This window comes from Streptomyces sp. NPDC036815, assembly GCF_055609205.1.
In genome coordinates this window covers 170,724-188,516 of sequence record NZ_JBVJPW010000005.1, presented here as the reverse complement: position 1 = coordinate 188,516, position 17,793 = coordinate 170,724, and the positions used below count along the sequence as shown (strand labels likewise).

General features: G+C 71.1%; 19 protein-coding genes, 3 tRNA genes and 1 pseudogene. 4 read left to right on the top strand and 19 right to left on the bottom strand.

The genetic code is table 11. The annotated features are described in order from the left end of the window. The first annotated feature begins 26 nt into the window (after positions 1-26). Positions 27-665 carry an NAD(P)-dependent oxidoreductase gene (locus tag ACZ69I_RS13925; protein WP_467670466.1) on the top strand — a complete coding sequence of 213 codons (639 nt, stop codon included), beginning with the start codon at positions 27-29 and terminating at the stop codon, positions 663-665. Positions 666-691: 26 nt separating this feature from the next. On the opposite strand, the pseudogene ACZ69I_RS13920 reads toward ACZ69I_RS13925, so the two are convergent. From ACZ69I_RS13920 to ACZ69I_RS13885, 8 genes and pseudogenes are all read right to left on the bottom strand, one after another. Beyond that, positions 692-1,765 (bottom strand): annotated as a pseudogene (locus ACZ69I_RS13920) (UDP-N-acetylmuramate dehydrogenase); the annotation flags it as partial. A 42-nt stretch (positions 1,766-1,807) separates the two neighbouring features. Further along, the gene (locus ACZ69I_RS13915) at positions 1,808-3,244 is read right to left on the bottom strand and encodes a DHA2 family efflux MFS transporter permease subunit (protein WP_467670468.1); all 1,437 of its coding nucleotides are present in this window, start codon (positions 3,242-3,244) and stop codon (positions 1,808-1,810) included. A 113-nt stretch (positions 3,245-3,357) separates the two neighbouring features. Next, positions 3,358-3,906 (bottom strand): TetR/AcrR family transcriptional regulator, encoded by a 549-nt coding sequence (locus tag ACZ69I_RS13910; protein ID WP_467670871.1) that lies wholly within the window; start codon positions 3,904-3,906, stop codon positions 3,358-3,360. A gap of 142 nt (positions 3,907-4,048) precedes the next feature. Continuing rightward, positions 4,049-4,477 carry a MaoC family dehydratase gene (locus tag ACZ69I_RS13905; RefSeq protein ID WP_467670470.1) on the bottom strand — a complete coding sequence of 143 codons (429 nt, stop codon included), beginning with the start codon at positions 4,475-4,477 and terminating at the stop codon, positions 4,049-4,051. A 4-nt stretch (positions 4,478-4,481) separates the two neighbouring features. Then, positions 4,482-4,946, bottom strand: coding sequence for an FAS1-like dehydratase domain-containing protein (locus ACZ69I_RS13900; protein WP_389714820.1), 465 nt, complete (start codon positions 4,944-4,946; stop codon positions 4,482-4,484). Positions 4,947-5,045: 99 nt separating this feature from the next. Then, positions 5,046-5,210, bottom strand: coding sequence for a 50S ribosomal protein L33 (gene rpmG, locus ACZ69I_RS13895; RefSeq protein WP_004571794.1), 165 nt, complete (start codon positions 5,208-5,210; stop codon positions 5,046-5,048). 88 nt (positions 5,211-5,298) lie between these two features. Next, positions 5,299-5,371 (bottom strand) — tRNA-Met (locus ACZ69I_RS13890). Between the two features lie 47 nt (positions 5,372-5,418). Further along, positions 5,419-5,491 (bottom strand) — tRNA-Thr (locus ACZ69I_RS13885). Between the two features lie 242 nt (positions 5,492-5,733). On the opposite strand from ACZ69I_RS13885, the gene ACZ69I_RS13880 reads away from it, so the two are divergent. Both ACZ69I_RS13880 and ACZ69I_RS13875 read left to right on the top strand, forming a co-directional pair. After that, positions 5,734-7,029 (top strand): amidohydrolase family protein, encoded by a 1,296-nt coding sequence (locus ACZ69I_RS13880; RefSeq protein ID WP_467670473.1) that lies wholly within the window; start codon positions 5,734-5,736, stop codon positions 7,027-7,029. A gap of 156 nt (positions 7,030-7,185) precedes the next feature. Further along, complete coding sequence (locus ACZ69I_RS13875; RefSeq protein WP_467670475.1) at positions 7,186-7,842, top strand: SDR family oxidoreductase; 657 nt, start codon at positions 7,186-7,188, stop codon at positions 7,840-7,842. A gap of 70 nt (positions 7,843-7,912) precedes the next feature. Here the strand turns inward: ACZ69I_RS13875 and ACZ69I_RS13870 are convergent, their stop codons facing one another. Continuing rightward, the gene (locus tag ACZ69I_RS13870) at positions 7,913-8,125 is read right to left on the bottom strand and encodes a hypothetical protein (RefSeq protein WP_467670477.1); all 213 of its coding nucleotides are present in this window, start codon (positions 8,123-8,125) and stop codon (positions 7,913-7,915) included. 104 nt (positions 8,126-8,229) lie between these two features. After that, positions 8,230-8,311 (bottom strand) — tRNA-Tyr (locus tag ACZ69I_RS13865). Between the two features lie 193 nt (positions 8,312-8,504). Here ACZ69I_RS13865 and ACZ69I_RS13860 point away from each other — a divergent pair. Continuing rightward, complete coding sequence (locus tag ACZ69I_RS13860; RefSeq protein ID WP_055564526.1) at positions 8,505-8,993, top strand: YajQ family cyclic di-GMP-binding protein; 489 nt, start codon at positions 8,505-8,507, stop codon at positions 8,991-8,993. Between the two features lie 124 nt (positions 8,994-9,117). Here the strand turns inward: ACZ69I_RS13860 and ACZ69I_RS13855 are convergent, their stop codons facing one another. From ACZ69I_RS13855 to ACZ69I_RS13815, 9 genes are all read right to left on the bottom strand, one after another. Continuing rightward, positions 9,118-9,384, bottom strand: a complete 267-nt coding sequence (locus tag ACZ69I_RS13855) for a GlsB/YeaQ/YmgE family stress response membrane protein (RefSeq protein ID WP_389714826.1) — start codon at positions 9,382-9,384, stop codon at positions 9,118-9,120. Between the two features lie 134 nt (positions 9,385-9,518). Beyond that, positions 9,519-10,055 (bottom strand): SMI1/KNR4 family protein, encoded by a 537-nt coding sequence (locus ACZ69I_RS13850; RefSeq protein ID WP_470832274.1) that lies wholly within the window; start codon positions 10,053-10,055, stop codon positions 9,519-9,521. A gap of 123 nt (positions 10,056-10,178) precedes the next feature. Beyond that, complete coding sequence (locus tag ACZ69I_RS13845) at positions 10,179-10,574, bottom strand: YccF domain-containing protein (protein ID WP_467670481.1); 396 nt, start codon at positions 10,572-10,574, stop codon at positions 10,179-10,181. Then, positions 10,571-11,434, bottom strand: a complete 864-nt coding sequence (gene htpX / locus ACZ69I_RS13840; RefSeq protein ID WP_467670483.1) for a zinc metalloprotease HtpX — start codon at positions 11,432-11,434, stop codon at positions 10,571-10,573. Before htpX ends, ACZ69I_RS13845 begins: the two co-directional genes overlap by 4 nt. Positions 11,435-11,615: 181 nt before the next feature. Next, entirely contained in the window at positions 11,616-13,157 is a 1,542-nt protein-coding gene (locus ACZ69I_RS13835) for an NADH-quinone oxidoreductase subunit N (RefSeq protein ID WP_470832272.1), read from the bottom strand. Continuing rightward, positions 13,154-14,746, bottom strand: a complete 1,593-nt coding sequence (locus tag ACZ69I_RS13830) for an NADH-quinone oxidoreductase subunit M (protein WP_470832271.1) — start codon at positions 14,744-14,746, stop codon at positions 13,154-13,156. Before ACZ69I_RS13830 ends, ACZ69I_RS13835 begins: the two co-directional genes overlap by 4 nt. Positions 14,747-14,752: 6 nt before the next feature. Then, positions 14,753-16,762 carry an NADH-quinone oxidoreductase subunit 5 family protein gene (locus tag ACZ69I_RS13825; protein ID WP_470832269.1) on the bottom strand — a complete coding sequence of 670 codons (2,010 nt, stop codon included), beginning with the start codon at positions 16,760-16,762 and terminating at the stop codon, positions 14,753-14,755. Beyond that, entirely contained in the window at positions 16,759-17,217 is a 459-nt protein-coding gene (gene nuoK, locus ACZ69I_RS13820; RefSeq protein WP_470832267.1) for an NADH-quinone oxidoreductase subunit NuoK, read from the bottom strand. Before nuoK ends, ACZ69I_RS13825 begins: the two co-directional genes overlap by 4 nt. Beyond that, the gene (locus ACZ69I_RS13815) at positions 17,217-17,783 is read right to left on the bottom strand and encodes an NADH-quinone oxidoreductase subunit J family protein (protein WP_470832450.1); all 567 of its coding nucleotides are present in this window, start codon (positions 17,781-17,783) and stop codon (positions 17,217-17,219) included. The genes nuoK and ACZ69I_RS13815 overlap by 1 nt, the downstream gene beginning before the upstream one ends. Positions 17,784-17,793: the final 10 nt, after the last annotated feature.

Below are 17,793 nucleotides of genomic sequence, written 5' to 3'. Positions count from 1 at the left end.
CTTACTCACCCTCGGGAAGGTGCACGATGAGACTCACGGTGTTCGGCGCGACCGGTGGCATCGGTCAGGAGATCGTCCGGCAGGCGCTCACGGCAGGGCACAAGGTCACGGCGGTGGTGCGCGACCCGGCCCGCCTCACGGTGACCGGCGAAGGGCTCGACGTGTTCCGGGCGGACGTACGGGATCCGGCGGCGCTGCGCCCCGCGGTCGCGGGCCGGGACGCGGTCCTCTCGGGTCTCGGCGTGCGCAGCCGCGCGGACGCGGCGCGGGGAATCGCCACGGAGCTGACGCGCTCGGTGCTGCGGGCGCTGGACGCGGAGGGCACCCGGCGGCTGGTGGTCGTGAGCGCGGCCCCGGTGGGTCCGGAGCCGGCGGACTCGCCGCTTCTGGACCGCCTCATGCGCCCGGTGATCAGCAAGATCCTCAAGGACGTGTACGACGACCTGACGGTCATGGAGGGCGAGCTTGCCGCCAGCGCGACGGACTGGACCTCGGTCCGTCCGCCCAAGCTCCTCGACAAGCCCCTCACCGGCACCTACCGTACGGTCGTGGACGGCTTCCCGCGCGCGGGACGCACGATCGGGCGCGCGGACGTGGCGCACGCGATGCTCGCCATGATCGACGACAGCGCGACCGTGAAGCAGGCCGTGGGCGTGGCCTACTGACGGACTCCGACCGGCCCGCGGTCCCGCTACAGGCTGACGCCCACCGTCACCGGCTCGTTGACCAGCGTCACCCCGAAGGCGTCCCGCACTCCGGCGACGACCTCGCGGGCCAGCTCGAGGAGGTCCTCGGTGGTGGCGCCGCCCCGGTTGGTGAGCGCGAGCGTGTGCTTGGTGGAGATGCGGGCCCGGCCCTCGCCGTAGCCCTTGGTGAAGCCCGCCTTGTCGATGAGCCAGGCGGCGGAGGTCTTCACGCGGCCGTCGCCGGTCGGGAAGGCGGGCGGGGCGGCCTCCGGGCCGAGGCGGTCCGCCACGCGCGCGTGGAAGGCGGTGAACTCCGCCTCGGTGAGGATCGGGTTGGTGAAGAAGGACCCGGCCGACCAGCTGTCGTGGTCCTCGGGGTCGAGCACCATGCCCTTGCCCGCGCGGAGCTTCAGGACGGTCTCGCGGGCCACCGCGGCGGGGACGCGGTCCCCGGCCTCGACGCCGAGCGTGCGGGCCGTCTCCGGGTACTTGATCGGAGCGCTCATGCCCTGCGCGTCCTCCAGCTCGAAGCGCACCCGCAGCACCACGAAGCGGTCGGGATCCGCCTTGAAGCGACTGTGGCGGTACGAGAAGTCGCACTCGGCGTTCGACATCGTGACCGTCTCGTGCGTCTTCCGGTCGTACGCGATCACCTCGGTGATCGTCGTCGCGACCTCCTGGCCGTACGCCCCCACGTTCTGGATCGGCGTCGCGCCCGCGGAGCCGGGGATCCCGGCGAGGCACTCGATGCCCGCGAGGCCCGCCTCGACGGTCCGCGCCACGGCGTCCGTCCAGGTCTCGCCGGCCGCGAGCTCCAGCCTCGTACCGTCGAGCTCGAAGCCCCGGGTGGCGATGCGCAGGGCGGTGCCGTCGAAGCCCTTGTCGCCGATGACGAGGTTCGAACCACCGCCGATGAGCAGCAGCGGAGTCCCGGAGGCGTCGGCCTCGCGGACGGCGGCGACCACCTCGGCGTCGGTCGTCGCGGTGATCAGACGGGTCGCGGGACCGCCGAGCCGGAAGGTGGTCAGCGGGGCGAGCGGGGCATCGTGGAGTTCCTGCACGTGCTCAAGGGTACGAGAACGGCCCCGCCGGTCAGGGCGAGGCCGTTCGCGTACGACGACTCAGGCGGAGATCAGGTCCTCCCGCGCCTTCGGAGCGGCCGCCCCGGGCCCTCCGGTCGTCGCCCGGCGGGCCGGGATGAGCAGCGCCGCCACCGCCGCGAGGGCCACCGTCGCGGCACCCACCCACAGCGCGGGCTCCATGCCGTCCACGAAGTTCCGCGCCGAGTCGTAGCCACCCTGTGCCGTGAAGATCGACGACATCACGGCGATGCCGAGCGCGCCGCCGACCTCACGCAGCGCGTTGTTGGCGCCGGACGCGATGCCCTGCTCCTGCGGGCGGACGCTGGACATGACCAGGTTGGCGGCCGGGGCGAAGTACAGGGCCATTCCGACGCCGCTGATGATCAGGGCGGGCAGCTGTGCGCCGTAGGTGGCGTCGGGCGCCACCACGGCGGCGTACCAGGCCAGGCCCAGGGCTTGCAGGAAGAGCCCGGCGGCGACGACCGGGCGGCCGCCGATGCGGTCGGAGAGGTAGCCCGCGAGCGGCGAGACGAGCATGGGCATGCCGGTCCAGGGCAGCATCCGCAGCCCCGCCTCGGTGGGCGAGTAGCCGAGGACGCCCTGCATGTACTGGCTGAGCAGGAAGATCGAGCCGAACATGCCGAGGAACATCAGCAGGCTCGCGGCGTTGATGCCGGAGAACGCACGGCTGCGGAAGAGGCGCATCGGCAGCATCGGTGCGGTGCCGCGGATCCCGTGGTGGACAAAGCCGCCGAGCAGGGTGATGCCCGCGATCATGCTGATCAGGACGGTGGCGCTGGCCCAGCCGTCGAGGGGGCCGCGCACGAGGGCGTACACGATGCCGAAGAGGCCGCCGCTGGCGAGGAGGGTCCCCGCGATGTCGAGCCGCGCTCCGGGGGCATGGGACTCGGCGAGGCGGAGACGGGCGAGCGGCAGCAGGGCGAGGCCGAGCGGGACGTTGAGCCAGAAGATCCACTGCCAGGAGACGTGCTCGGTGAGGCTGCCGCCGATCAGCGGGCCGCTGGCGACCGCGAGTCCGTTGACGGCGCCCCATATGCCGTACGCCGTACCGCGTTTGGCCGGGGACACGGCCGCCGTCAGCAGGGTCAACGTCAGCGGCATCATGATCGCTGCGCCGACGCCCTGCACCGCGCGGGCGGCGATCAGCGCGTCCAGGCCGGGCGCCATGGCCGCGGCGGCGGAGGCACCGGTGAAGACCGTGAGGCCGACGATGAAGAGGCGCCTGCGGCCGAACCGGTCCCCCAGAGCCGCGCCGGACATCAGCAGCACGGCGAAGGTGAGGGTGTAGGCGCTCACCGTCCATTCGAGGTCGTGCAGCGCGCCGCCGAGGTCCTCCCGGATGGAGGGCAGCGCGGTGGTGACGACGAGATTGTCGAGAGCCGCCATGAACCCGGCGACGCTGGTGATGACGAGGGCCCAGGCCGCTCCCCCGCGCTGGGCTGTCTGCTGTGACATCGCTTCCCCTGAGGTTAGTTATTGATGACTAACTTTTGTGGGCACAAAAACACGCACCCCCCGTGACGAACAGGACCCCTGCGCGCACCCCCGTGACACGCAGGAGACCCGCCTCATTGCTTCGGCTGAGCCTGCTCGTAGAAGCCGGTCCACACCCGGTGGTCGGGCTGGAACCCCAACGACACCAGGACGTTGATCAGCATCCCGTACGCCAGGAACGCGGTCGTCTCGTCGACCCCGGCCCCCCGCGCGAGATGCACCGTGTCGTACATCTCCATCCAGGCGGCCCGCAGCGTCGCGCTGAACTCCGGATCACCGGCCGCCTCCGCGGCGGACGCGGCGACGTACATCTGCATCTGCATGAGCAGCTTGTCGGGGTCGTCCGCGATGAGCGCCTGATAGGCCCGCCCCATGGCGTACTCGGCCTCTTCCGCCTCCAGCCCTTCGGCCGCGGCCCGGAAGACCTCCGTGGTCTCCTGGCAGCACCGCTCCGCGGCGGCGAGGAAGATGGCCCGCTTGTCCGGGAAAAGCCGGAAGAGATACGGCTGCGAGACACCCACCCGCTTGGCGATCGCCTCGGTGGAGGTGCCCTTGAAGCCACTGCGGGCGAACTCGACCATCGCCGCGCGGATGACGCTCTCGCGCCGCTCCTCTGCGCTCATCCTGACCATGCGAGTAAGTTAGTGGCCAATCACTAAGCGGTCAAGAGAGGGGCTGGGACCTGTCTCGCCCACTCGGGCCTGTCTCACCCATACGTAAGGGGCGCCCCCCAGTGGAGGGCGCCCCTTACGTAGTACTGACGGTTCAGGCCAGCCGCACGACGGCCCGCGACATGCCGAGGACCTTCTGGTCCGCGCTCTTCGCGAGCAGGTCGACCCGCACGCGGCGGTCGTCCAGTTTGGCCGCGACCTTGGCGCTGACCTCGATCGTGGCGCCCTTGTCGTCGTTCGGGACGACGACGGGCTTGGTGAAGCGCACGCCGTACTCGGCGATCGCCCCCGGGTCGCCCAGCCAGTCGGTCACGACGCGGATCGCCTCGGCCATGGTGAACATGCCGTGCGCGATGACGTCGGGCAGACCGACCTCGACCGCGAACTTCTCGTTCCAGTGGATCGGGTTGAAGTCACCGGAAGCGCCCGCGTACCGCACGAGCGTGGCGCGCGTCACCGGGAAGGACTGCGCCGGCAGCTCGGTGCCGACCTCGACGTCGTCGTAGGAAATCTTCGCCGTCATCGCGTCAGGCCTCCTTCGCCGCGGGCTCCGCCGCACGCGAGACGAGCTTGGTCCAGGCGGTCACGACGTGCTCGCCGGCCTCGTCGTGGACCTCGCCGCGGATGTCCAGGATGTCGTTGCCCGCGAGGGACTTGACCGACTCGATGGTCGAGGTGACCGTGAGCCGGTCACCCGCGCGCACCGGGCGCGTGTAGGCGAACTTCTGGTCGCCGTGCACGACACGGCTGTAGTCGAGCCCCAGCTGCGGATCCTCGATGACCAGACCCGCGGCCTCGAATGTGATGGCAAACACAAAAGTCGGCGGCGCGATCACGTCCGGGTGACCGAGTGCCTTCGCGGCCTCCGTGTCGGTGTACGCGGGATTGGTGTCCCCCACCGCCACGGCGAACTCGCGGATCTTCTCCCGGCCGACCTCATAAGGATCAGTGGGGGGATAGGACCGCCCCACGAAGGACTGGTCGAGCGCCATGGCCCGGAACCTCCTGCGGTTGATTGATCACGACTGATTGATCAAACGACACGAGGCCGCCCCCAACAAACGGGGACGGCCTCGTGTACGAGCCTGTGTTTAGCGCGTTTCGCGGTGCGCAGTGTGCGCGTTGCAGCGCGGGCAGTGCTTCTTCATCTCCAGTCGGTCCGGGTCGTTACGCCGGTTCTTCTTGGTGATGTAGTTCCGCTCCTTGCACTCCACGCAGGCCAGCGTGATCTTCGGGCGGACGTCGGTGGCAGCCACGTGAGTGCTCCTTGACGGACGGATGGACGGATGAACGCATAAAAGAGTAGCCGATCGAAGGACCGACCCCACAATCGGCTACCGTTAGTAGCGGTGACCGGACTTGAACCGGTGACACAGCGATTATGAGCCGCTTGCTCTACCGACTGAGCTACACCGCTGCGATGCCGGATGACCCCGCCCGAGGGCGAGGATCACTCAACATCAGAGCCCCAATGCGGAATCGAACCGCAGACCTTCTCCTTACCATGGAGACGCTCTACCGACTGAGCTATTGGGGCGAGCGATGAAGACATTACACGGTTGGTCGCCGATCGCCCAAATCCGTTTCGCAGGGGCCGTCCCAGGGCATCGAAAGGCCCGCCTCAGGGGTCTGTGAACGCCCCACCAGAGCACTCGCACCACACCGGTATGACTATTTCGCTCCTCCTCGAAGCAGGCCTTTCGCCGTCCTAGGCTCGGCACACGCTGCGTGATCTTGACGCCCCGACGACTGCAGCCGCCCCCGAGCCCCAGGAGCGCGATGCCCGACAGCCAGCCGCAGCAACCCCACTCCTCGGGCGCCTCCGGACCCTCCGGTTCCGGCCCCGCCGACGACTCCGGGGCCCTGCTCCTTTGCGGCGCCCGGCTCACCGACGGCCGGACCGTGGACGTCCGCCTGGGCGGCGGGCGCATCGAGGCGGTCGGCACCGCGGGCAGCCTGAGCACGCACGCCGCCCGCGTGGACCTCGCCGGCTACCTCCTGCTGCCCGCGGCCGCGGAACCGCACGCCCACAGCGACACGGCACTGTCGGCGGACACGCCGGGCCCGGTCTCGTACGACGCCCCTGACGTGCAGCGCAGGGCCACGGAGGCGGCGCTGCTGCAGCTCGGGCACGGCGCCACGGCACTGCGCTCGCACGTACGGATCGGCGACGTCCAGGGGCTCGGCCCGATGGAGGCGGTGCTGCAGGCGCGGCGCTCGCTTCGGGGCCTGGTGGACCTCACGGCCGTCGCCGTGCCGCGGCTGCTGACCGGTGTCGCGGGCGCCGACGGGCTCGCGATGCTGCGCGACGCGGTGAAAATGGGCGCCTCCGTAGTGGGCGGTTGTCCTGATCTCGACCCCGATCCGACGGGGTACACGGAGGCGGTCCTGGAGCTCGCCGCGGAACACGGGTGCCCGGTCGACCTGCATACGGACGGTGACGATCCGGCGCGGCTCGGGCGCCTCGCGGCGATGGCCGGCGGGCTGCGGGCGGGCGTGACGGTCGGGCCGTGCGGCGGGCTCGGGCGGCTGCCCGCGGATGTGGCCGCACGCACCGCCGAACAGCTCACGGCGGCCGCCGTGACAGTGGTCTGCCTGCCGCAGGGCAGGTGCGGGAGCGTGGAGCGGCGCGGGGCGGCGCCCGTACGGCTGCTGCGGGCGGCGGGGGTGCGGGTCGCCGCGGGCAGCGGGGCGATGCGCGACGTGTCGAATCCGGTGGGGCGCGGGGATCCGCTGGAGGCCGCCTACCTGCTGGCCTCGCGGTGCGGGCTGCGGCCCGAGGACGCCTACGACGCGGTGAGCGGGGCGGCGCGGGCGGCCATGGGGCTGCCGGAGGTGCGGGTGGAGGCGGGCTTCCCCGCCGAGCTGCTCGCCGTGCGCGGCGACCGGCTCGCGGGGGCGCTGTCGCTCGCGTACAGCCGGATCGTGGTGCACCGGGGGCGCGTTGTGGCGCGGACCAGCGCGGTGCGCGAGTACTGCGACTCCGCCGCCGCGGTGGCGCTGGACCTGCCGCGGCAGGGGCGGTCGACGAACACGGCTCCCGGCCGGGCGAAGGGTGACGAACCGTCGGACTGAGATTTCCGGCCATCCGCGCGGAGCTCCCGGACGTGGCCGTGGAGGGGGGCCGGACGGCTCGTGACGACCCTCCACGCGTGTGTGCCCCGCGTTGGATCTCCGGGGCGCCGCGCGTGTGTTGAGCACTCTCGTCCGCCCTGTCGTACGGTCGGGAGTATGCGCATTGTCATCGCTGGTGGTCATGGTCAGATCGCGCTGCGGCTGGAGCGTCTGCTCGCCGCGCGCGGTGACGAAGTCGCGGGTCTCATCCGCAGTTCCGGACAGGAAGCCGACCTGCGCGAGGCGGGTGCCGAACCGGTCCTGTGCGACCTGGAGTCGGCGTCGGTCGACGAGGTCGCCGGGCACCTGCGCGGCGCCGACGCGGCCGTCTTCGCGGCGGGCGCGGGGCCGGGAAGCGGCGTGGACCGCAAGGCCACCGTGGACCGCGGCGCGGCCGTGCTGTTCGCGGACGCGGCGGAGCGGGCCGGCGTGCGACGCTACATCGTCGTGTCGTCGATGGGCGCGGACCCGGCCCACCAGGGCGACGAGATCTTCGACGCCTACCTGCGGGCCAAGGGCGAGGCCGACGCGTACGTACGCTCGCGCGACGCCCTGGACTGGACGATCCTGCGCCCCGGGATGCTGACGGACGACGCGGGCACCGGCCTGGTCCGCCTGGAGGCGTCGACCGGGCGCGGGCCGGTCCCCCGGGACGACGTCGCCGCGGTACTCGCGGAGCTCGTGGAGACGCCGGCGACGGCGGGCCTGACGCTGGAGCTGGTCAGCGGCTCCGTGCCGGTGTCGGTGGCGGTCAAGTCGGTCGCGGGGAACTGAGCCCGGCCGAGCGCCGGGGAGCGGAGGCTCCCGCCGGGGACGGAGGCTCTCCAACCCCTCTGAGGGCCGCTCAGAACAGCGGGAGCTGGCCGGGGTGGTCCGGGACGACATAGCCGTCCAGAGCGGGCTGTGCGGCGCCCAGCTGGGCCTGGGTGCGGGAACCCGGGCACGAGATCAGGTCACCGGTGCCGCGCGGCCCCGGCGGGTCGTGGCGGGCGAACCGTCCGCCGACGACGGCGATCTCGCGGCGGCACACCGGGCAGTTTCTGCGACGGGACGACATGGGCCCCATTTTGTACCCGGAGGGCCCGGGAAAGGTTTCCGCGGGCGCACGAAAAGACCCTCCCCGTCCTGCGTTTCCGCAAGTCGGGGAGGGTCTCCTTCATGTGGCGGCGCCAGGATTCGAACCTGGGAAGGCTGAGCCGGCAGATTTACAGTCTGCTCCCTTTGGCCGCTCGGGCACACCGCCGGGTTTGCTGCCCGCTCCGCTTTCGCGGCGCTCCGTGGCAACGACGTAAACGATACCTGATGCACAGGGGTGCTTCGCCACCCGATTGATCGGCACCCCGCGCGGGGGCGATGGCTAGGCTTTGCGGATGCGGCCGGCGCCAGTGGGCCGTATCCGCTGAGTACGCATACCCCGATACAAGGAGCCACAGGACATGGCCGACTCCAGTTTCGACATCGTCTCGAAGGTCGAGCGGCAGGAGGTCGACAACGCGCTCAACCAGGCCGCCAAGGAGATCTCGCAGCGCTACGACTTCAAGGGCACGGGCGCCTCGATCGCCTGGTCCGGCGAGAAGATCCTGATGGAGGCGAACGGCGAGGAGCGGGTCAAGGCGATCCTCGACATCTTCCAGTCCAAGCTGATCAAGCGCGGCATCTCACTGAAGTCGCTGGACGCGGGCGAGCCGCAGCTGTCCGGCAAGGAGTACAAGATCTTCGCCTCGATCGAAGAGGGCATCTCCCAGGAGAACGCGAAGAAGGTCGCCAAGATCATCCGCGATGAGGGCCCCAAGGGCGTCAAGGCGCAGGTCCAGGGCGACGAGCTGCGGGTCAGCTCGAAGAGCCGCGACGACCTGCAGGCCGTGCAGGCGCTGCTCAAGGGGCAGGACTTCGACTTCGCGGTGCAGTTCGTCAACTACCGGTAGTCCAGGTAGTTCGCTCAGGTAGTGCAGGTAGTGCAGGTAGTTCACTGTCGTACGACGACGGAGGGCGGGCGCCCCGCGCGGGATGCCCGCCCTCGCTGCTGGCCGCAGACCGGGGAACGGGTGCTCAGCGTCGTGAGTGGCCGAAGAGGATGCGGTAGGCGACGAGCAGGACGAGCGAGCCGCCGATGGCCGCCGCCCAGGTGGCGCCGTCGTAGAAGTGGTTGGTGATCGGGCGGTCCAGGTAGCGGGCGGAGATCCAGCCGCCGATGAAGGCGCCCGCGATGCCGATGGCGGTCGTGCCGATGAAGCCGCCCGGGTCGCGGCCGGGCAGCAGCAGTTTGGCGACGGCTCCGGCCAGCAGACCCAGAACGATCCAGCTGATGATGCCCATGCGGTGACCTGACCTCTCTCGCGCGGTGAGCTCTGTGCGCTGTTGTCCTGGAGGACGTCACCGGGCGGGGGTGCGGTTGCGGTGATCATCGGGGTGCGGCATACGACACAGCGAACCGAACCGCAGGCCAGGCCCTACGCGCGCGTGCGGTCGTCCTGCCACATCGGCAGCTCCGGGTCGTCGCTGTCCTCCGCGTACCAGCCGGTGCCGTCGAGCCAGGCCGTGAGCCACGTCGTGAGGTCCGGGGAGTCGACGAACCAGGCGTGCCTCGGATCGCCGCCGTTCGGCTCGAAGAGCAGGACCTGGGCGTCGTCCGTGCGGCAGTCCACGCACGCGTACATCGCGCAGCCCCAGTGCGACACCGGCAACACGCCTTCGGGCCAGCCCCACGCGGAGTCACGCATCGTGCGGTACTTCTCGACGACGGCGGGCTCGCCTCCGGAGGACTTCTCCTCGAGCAGCGGCAACAAGCCGTACTCCGGGCCGAATCCGCCGTCGCCTATGCGGGTGTAGAGCGCGGCGAGCAGGGGTGGCAGGCGAAAGCCCAGGGTGACCTCCGCCCGGGCCAGGGTCTCCGCGTCCACCGGGGCGGGCAGGGAGTCCCAGCCCCAGGGGCGGGTGGCGCGCGCGGCCGTGGCGACGCGGTCCAGCAACTGCTCGGTCTCGGTCATGAGTTCATGGTGGACCACGGCAGTGACAACCGGCCGCGGGCACCAGTGGCGGCCGTCTGCCGGGCCGTCAGGCCGAGGCGTTGCCGTCAGGCCGAGGCGCTTCTCGAAGGGCGGCGCAAGGCCCTAGTAGCGGGCCGCGAACGGCTGGTCCGTGCGGACGATCTCGCGGCCGAGCGGCAGCAGGGAGACCGGGATCAGCTTGAAGTTGGCGATGCCCAGCGGGATGCCGATGATCGTGACGCACAGCAGGAAACCCGTGACGATGTGGCCGATCGCCAGCCACCAGCCCGCGAGGACCAGCCACAGGATGTTGCCCACGCAGGACGGGGCGCCCGCGTCGCGGCGCTCGACCGTGGTGTAGCCGAAGGGCCACAGGGCATAGCGGCCGATGCGGAAGCTGGCCAGGCCGAACGGGATGCCGATGATCGTGATGCAGAGCAGTGCTCCCGCGACCAGGTAGGCCAGGAACATCCAGAAGCCGCAGAGCACGAGCCATATGACGTTCAGGATTGTCTTCACTGGTGGCGACCTGCCATCTGCTCGAGTCGGGCAATGCGCTCCGCCATCGGCGGATGCGTGGAGAACATCTTGGACATGCCCTGCCCCGGGCGGAAAGGGTTCGCGATCATCATGTGACTCGCCGTCTCGAGACGGGGCTCGGGCGGCAGCGGCAACTGCTTCGTCCCGGCGTCGAGTTTACGCAGGGCGCTCGCCAGAGCCAGGGGGTCGCCGGTGAGTTGGGCGCCGGACGCGTCGGCCTCGTACTCCCTGGAGCGGCTGATCGCGAGCTGGATGATGGAGGCCGCGAGCGGGCCGAGCAGCATGATCAGGAGCATGCCGAAGATGCCGGGGCCCTCGTTGTCGTTCGACCGGCCGACCGGGATCAGCCAGGCGAAGTTGACCAGGAACATGATCACGGAGGCCAGGGCGCCGGCTACCGAGGAGATCAGGATGTCGCGGTTGTAGACGTGGCTGAGCTCGTGGCCGATGACCCCGCGCAGTTCGCGCGCGTCGAGGAGGCGCAGGATGCCGTCGGTGCAGCACACCGCCGCGTTGCGCGGATTGCGGCCCGTCGCGAACGCGTTCGGCGCCTCGGTGGGCGAGATGTACAGGCGGGGCATGGGCTGGCGGGCCTGGGTGGAGAGCTCGCGGACCATGCGGTACAGCTCGGGGGCCTCGAATTCGCTCACCGGGCGGGCCCGCATGGCGCGCAGGGCGAGCTTGTCGCTGTTCCAGTACGCGTACGCATTGGTGCCGAGCGCGACGAACAGCGCGACGATCAGGCCGGTACGCCCGAAGAAACTGCCGATGACAAGGATGAGCGCGGACAGTCCCCCGAGGAGTACGGCGGTCTTCAACCCGTTGTGCCGGCGGTGCACGGTACGCCCTCCTGGTGGTGCGTGGGGGAACCCTCTGCTGACTGGTGCTTCCACTGTTCAGTGGACCCTCCCGTACTGGTCAACGCCAGGCGGGGAGCACTAGTTCCCTTGTGCACGCAGGAGCGATGTAGGCCGCGCGGGTGACGGCCCCGGCGCCGGGCCGAAACAGGGGGCCGCCGGGTCAGAACAGGCCGGTGTCCGAGAAGCGCAGGATCAGCTGGGGCGCTCCGGAGAGCGCGATGCCGAGGACCGCCGTCAGGGCGATGGCCGCGGTGAGCGGGGCGGGCACCCGGTGCCGGACCGGCTCGCCCTCGGGGGCGCGGAACAGCAGCGCGGTCCACTGGAGGTAGTAGTAGAGCGCGATCACGACGTTCACGGCCATCACCACGGCGAGCCAGCCGAGGCCCGCGTCGACCGCGGCCGAGAAGACCGTGACCTTCGCGAAGAGGCCGATGATGCCGGGCGGCAGTCCGGCGAGGCAGAGCAGGAAGAAGCCCAGGAGGAGCGCGGCCAGCGGGCTGCGGGCATACAGGCCGCGGTAGTCGCTGACGCGGTTGCGGCGCCGGGTACGGCCCACGAGGGCCGCCACGGCGAAGGCTCCCAGGTTCACGGCCGCATACATCAGGGCGTAGGCGACGGTGGAGCCGACGGCCTTCTCGGCGGCGGCCTCGTTGTCGGCGTAGCCGGCCGCGGCGATCGGCACCAGGAGGTAGCCGGCCTGGCCGACCGAGGACCAGGCGAGGAGGCGGACCGCGCTGTACGCGCGCGTGGTCCGCTGTCGCAGGGCCGCGACGTTGCCCGCGGTCATGGTGAGCGCGGCCAGGACGGCGAGTGCCGGGCCCCAGACGTCCGCGTACGAGGGGAAGGCGACGACGGTGACGAGGATGAGGCCGGTGAAGCCGACGGCCTTGCCGACGACGGAGAGGTACGCGGCGACGGGCAGGGGCGCGCCCACGTAGGTGTCGGGCACCCAGAAGTGGAAGGGGACGGCCGCCACCTTGAAGGCGAACCCGACGAGGGTGAGGGCGACGCCGGTCTGGGCGAGGGTGTGCAGCTGGCCGTCGACGCTCCGGAGCTCGGTGGCGATCTCGGTCAGGTGCAGGGTGCCGGTCGCCGCGTACACGAAGCTGACGCCCATGAGGGTCACCGCGGTCGCGGTGACGGAGGAGAGGAAGAACTTCAGGGCCGCTTCGGAGGAGCGCTTGTCGCCGCGCTTCAGGCCGACGAGGGCGAACGCCGGCAGGGAGGCGACCTCCAGGGCGACGACGAGCGTCGCGAGGTCGCGCGAGGCGGGCAGCAGGGCGGCCCCCGCCGCGGAGGAGAGCAGCAGGAACCAGTACTCCCCCGCGGGCAGTTCGTCCCCGGAGTCCTTGAGCGTGCTCATGGAGAGCAGGGCGGCGAGCAGGGCGCCGCCGAGGACGAGGAGCTGGATGACGAGGGTGAAGCGGTCGGCGGTGTAGCTGCACGCGTGCGTGCCGCCGCCGGTCAGGCAGAAGGTCGAGCGGTCGTCGTCCAGGAGGGGCAGCAGGGAGAGCGCGGCGGCGGCCAGGCCCGCCACGGAGATCCAGCCGAGGACCGCCTTCTTGCCGGTCCCTACGAAGAGGTCGGCGACGAGCACGACGAGGCCGACGACCGCCGCGACGGTCGGCGGCGCGATCGCGAGCCAGTCGACGGACTGGACCAGGTTTGCCGCGCTTTCGGCGCTTTCGGCGGCCACGGTCACGACTTGCCTCCAGTGAGGAGCTTCTGCACGGCCGGGTCGGTCAGGCCGAGGAGAGCCGCGGGCCAGAGTCCGGCGAGGACGGTGAGGGCGACGAGGGGGGTCCAGGCGGCGAACTCGTAGCCGTGGACGTCGGCGAGCGCCTTGGGCGCGGGCCCGCCGGCCGCGGCCTGCGGCATCGGGCCCATGCAGACACGGCGTACGACGATGAGCATGTACGCGGCGGTGAGCAGGGTACCGAAGGCGGCGATCGCCATGAAGGTGAGGAAGGCGGGGCGGCTCAGGTCGGCGGCGGGCTCGAACGCGCCGAACAGGGCGAGCATCTCGCCCCAGAACCCGGCGAGACCCGGCAGTCCGAGCGAGGCGACGGCGGCGAAGGCGAGGAGGCCGCCGAGGCGCGGGGCCTTGCCGTAGAGCGCCGCGCCGGACTCCTGGGCGAGGGAGTCGAGGTCGGTGGTGCCGGTGCGGTCCTTGAGCGCGCCGACGAGGAAGAAGAGCAGGCCGGTGATGAGGCCGTGGGCGATGTTGGCGAACAGCGCGCCGTTCACGCCGGTCGGGCTCATCGTCGAGATGCCGAGCAGGACGAAGCCCATGTGGCCGACGGACGAGTAGGCGATGAGGCGCTTGAGGTCGCCCTTCGCGCCCTGCTTGGCCAGCGCGAGGCAGGCGAGGGAGCCGTAGATGATGCCGACGACGGCGAAAGCGGCGAGGTACGGGGCGAACTCCCGCATCCCGTCGGGCGCGATAGGGAGGACGATCCGGACGAACCCGTACGTACCCATCTTCAACATGACGCCGGCCAGCAGCACCGAGCCGACGGTCGGGGCGGCGGTGTGGGCGTCCGGCAGCCAGCTGTGCAGCGGCCACATCGGCGTCTTGACCGCGAGCCCGATCCCGACCGCCAGAACCGCGATGACCTGCACGGATGTGGTCAGGCCCCGGCCGTTGTCAGTGGCGAGTGCCACCATGTCGAAGGTGCCGGACTTGAGTCCGATCAGGAGGAGGCCGAGGAGCATCACGACGGAGCCGAGCAGCGTGTAGAGGATGAACTTCCAGGCGGACCGCGTCCGTTGCTCACCGCCCCAGCGGGCGATGAGGAAGTACATCGGGACGAGCACCATCTCGAACGCCAGGAAGAACAGCAGCAGATCGAGGACGGCGAAGGTCGCGAGGGTGCCGGACTCGAGGACGAGGATCAGTGCGACGAATGCCTTGGGGGACGGCCCGGCAGGCATTTTGAAGTAGCTGTAGAGCGCGCAGAGGAAGGTCAGGAGCGCGGTCAGGACCAGGAGGGGGAGCGAGATGCCGTCGATGCCGAGGTGGATGCGCACGTCGAGTGCGGGGATCCAGCTGATATCCGTCGTGGCCTGCATCTTTGACGGCTGGTCATGGTCGAAGCCGAGTGCGAGGACGATCGCGGCGATGAGGATCGCGCCGGTCACGAACACGCCGTGGCGCAGCACGGCCTGGTCGGGTGACGTCCCCTTCAGCCCGGGCGGGGCCGGCAGGAGGGCGGCCACGGCGCCGATGAGCGGCCCGACGACGATCAACGCCAGAAGAAACTGCATCACGGACTCACTGATACCGATCACGGCTGCTCACGCTCCGGCGGTGGCGACGAGGACGGCGGCGACGGCCAGGACGACCGTGCCGGCGAGCAGCGCGCTCAGGTAGGTCTGGACATTGCCGGTCTGCGCGCGGCGGACGGCCGCGCCGAGCCAGCGGGGTGCCGTGCCCGCGCCGCGCACGTACGTCTCGACGACCTCGCGGTCGAGGAAGCGGACGAGGCTCGCGGCGGCCCGCACGGGGCGCACGAACAGGGCGGCGTAGACGGCGTCGAGGCGGAAGCCTGCGGCGGCGTGCCGGTGCAGCGGTCCGAGCAGCAGACGGCCGGGGTCGGCCGGGTCCGGGGCCGACGCGACGTCCCCGTACGCGGGGGCGTGGGCGGCGATGGCCTCCGCCTCGACCACACCGCCGTCGGCGTCCGGGTCCGCGGCGACCGCGCCCATCGGGACCTGCCCCGCGAGCGCCGTGGTGTGCCGCCACGCGCCGTAGGTGACCAGGCCGCCGACGAGGGCGAGGCCGGTGCCGAGGACGGAGGTGGTGAGCGTCGGGGTGAGCGAGTGGCCGTCGAACCAGTCCGGCAGGACGCCGACGGCGAGACCGAAGACGAGGGAGGGGACGGCGAGCACCCACAGCACGGCGGTCATGGCGAGGGGCTGCCGGCCGTGATCCGGGGCCTCGGGGCCCCGGCCGTTGAAGGCGAGCAGCCACAGGCGCGTCGCGTACGCGGCGGTGAGGAGGGCGGTGAGCAGACCGGCGACGAGGACGATCCAGCCCGCCGCGGCGGGCACGGAACCGGCGTGGCCGGTGGCCGTGTGCTCGGCGGCGCCGAGCACCGCCTCCTTGGAGAAGAAGCCGCTGAACGGCGGGATCGCGGCGAGCGCGAGGAGCGCCACGGTCATCGTCCAGTAGGCGTCGGGGATGCGGTCGCGCAGGCCCTTCATCCGCGACATGGCGGCGAGGGAGTTGGTGCCTGCGGCGTGGATGATCACGCCCGCCGCGAGGAACAGCAGCGCCTTGAAGGCACCGTGCGACAGGAGGTGGAAGACGGCGGCACCGCGGTCGCCGACGGCGAGGGCGCCGGTCATGTAGCCGAGCTGACCGATCGTCGAGTACGCGAGGACGCGCTTGATGTCGTCCTGGGCGAGCGCGGCGAGGGCCGAGCCGGCCATGGTGGCGGCGGCCATGACGGCGAGGACGACCAGGGCCGCGCCGGAGAGGGCGAAGACGGGGAGGAGCCGGGCCACGAAGTAGACACCGGCGGCGACCATCGTCGCGGCGTGGATCAGCGCGGAGACGGGCGTGGGGCCCGCCATCGCGTCGGGCAGCCAGGTGTGCAGCGGGAACTGCGCGGACTTGCCCGCCACGCCCGCGAGGAGCAGCAGGGCGATCAGCGTGGGGTGGTCGAGGCCGCCGTCCGCGACGCTCGCGAGAATCGTCGTGACGCGGAAGGAGCCGGTGTCGGCGGCCAGGGCGAACAGCCCGATCAGGAAGGGGACGTCGCCGAGCTTGGTGACCAGGAAGGCCTTCAGGGAGGCGGCGCGCGTCTCGGGCGTCTCCCAGTAGTGGCCGACGAGGAAGTACGAGCAGATGCCCATGATCTCCCAGCCGACCAGGAGCACCATCAGGTCGCCGGAGTAGACGACGAGCAGCATCGCGGAGGTGAAGAGGGAGACGAGCGCGGCGTACGAGGGGTAGCGGGGGTCCTCGCGGAGGTAGCCCGTCGAGTAGATCTGCACGCAGGACGCGACGACGCCGACCAGGACGGCGACGAGGGCCGCGAAGCCGTCGATGTGCAGGGCGAGTTCGATGGGGACCGAGCCGGTCGGGGTGAGCTCGGTGGCGGCGTCGAGGGAGGCGTGCCCGCCACCGGTGCCGCCGCCCTGCCGGACGGCCACGAGCACGGCGAGCAGCAGGGCCGTCAGCGTGGGCAGCACCGCGAGAGGGCGTACGAGGCCGGGGGCCCGGCGGCCGAGCAGCAGGCCGGCGGCGGCGCCGAGGAACGGAAGGAGGGGGACGAGGACGGCGAGGGTGGTCGTGGTCACGCGGTGGCCTCAGCCTTCTGCGCCGGTGCGGCCTGCTGTTCGTCGGTGCCGTCGGTGCCGTCGGTGCCGTCGGTGCCATCGGTGCCATCGGTGCCGTCGGCGTTGGCAGCAACATCGGTGTCGTCGTCATCAGGGTCGTCGGGACCCTCGGCGGTGTCGCGGAGGTCGTCGACGGCGGAGCTGCCGCGGTTGCGGTAGACGGCCAGGACGATCGCGAGGCCGATGCCGATCTCGGCGGCGGCGATGGCGATGGTGAAGAGGGTCAGGGCCTGACCGGCGTGGAGGGAGTCGCGGAGCCAGACGTCGAAGGCGACCAGGTTGAGGTTGACGGCGTTGAGCATCAGCTCGACGGACATCAGGACCAGGATCGCGTTGCGCCGGGCGAGCACGCCGTACAGGCCGACGCAGAAGAGGAGGGCGGCGAGGACGGTGGGGTAGGCGAGGTGAAGGTGCATCAGCTGTTCTCCTCACGGTCCGTGGCGCGAGCATCCGACGCGGAGTTCCTGCGGGACAACGCGGAGTTCCTGCGGGACAGGACGATCGCGCCGACGAGAGCGGCGAGGAGGAGCACGGAGAGCGCCTCGAAGGGGAGCACCCAGTGCCGGAAGAGGATCGATCCGGTCACGTCGGTGGAGCCCTGGGCGGCGCCGTCCAGGTCGATCACCGTGGTGCGGAACGCGTCCACGACGACCCAGACCAGGGCGGCGGCAGCGGCGAGGGCCACCGCGAACGCGACCGGGCGGTTGCCCGAATCGGCGTCCGGGGAGCGGCCGATGGGCGCCCTGGTGAGCATCAGTCCGAAGAGGAGGAGGACGACCACGGAACCGACGTAGATGAGGACCTGCACCCAGGCGATGAACTCGGCGCTCAGGAGGAGGTACTCGACGGCGAGTCCGCCGAGCGCCACCACCAGCCAGAGCGCGGCGTGCACCAGCTGCTTGGTGGTGACCGTGATGAGCGCCGCGCCGAGCGTGACGAGTCCGACGAGGACGAAGGCGATCTCGACGCCGGTCGGCGACAGGAAGCCGTGG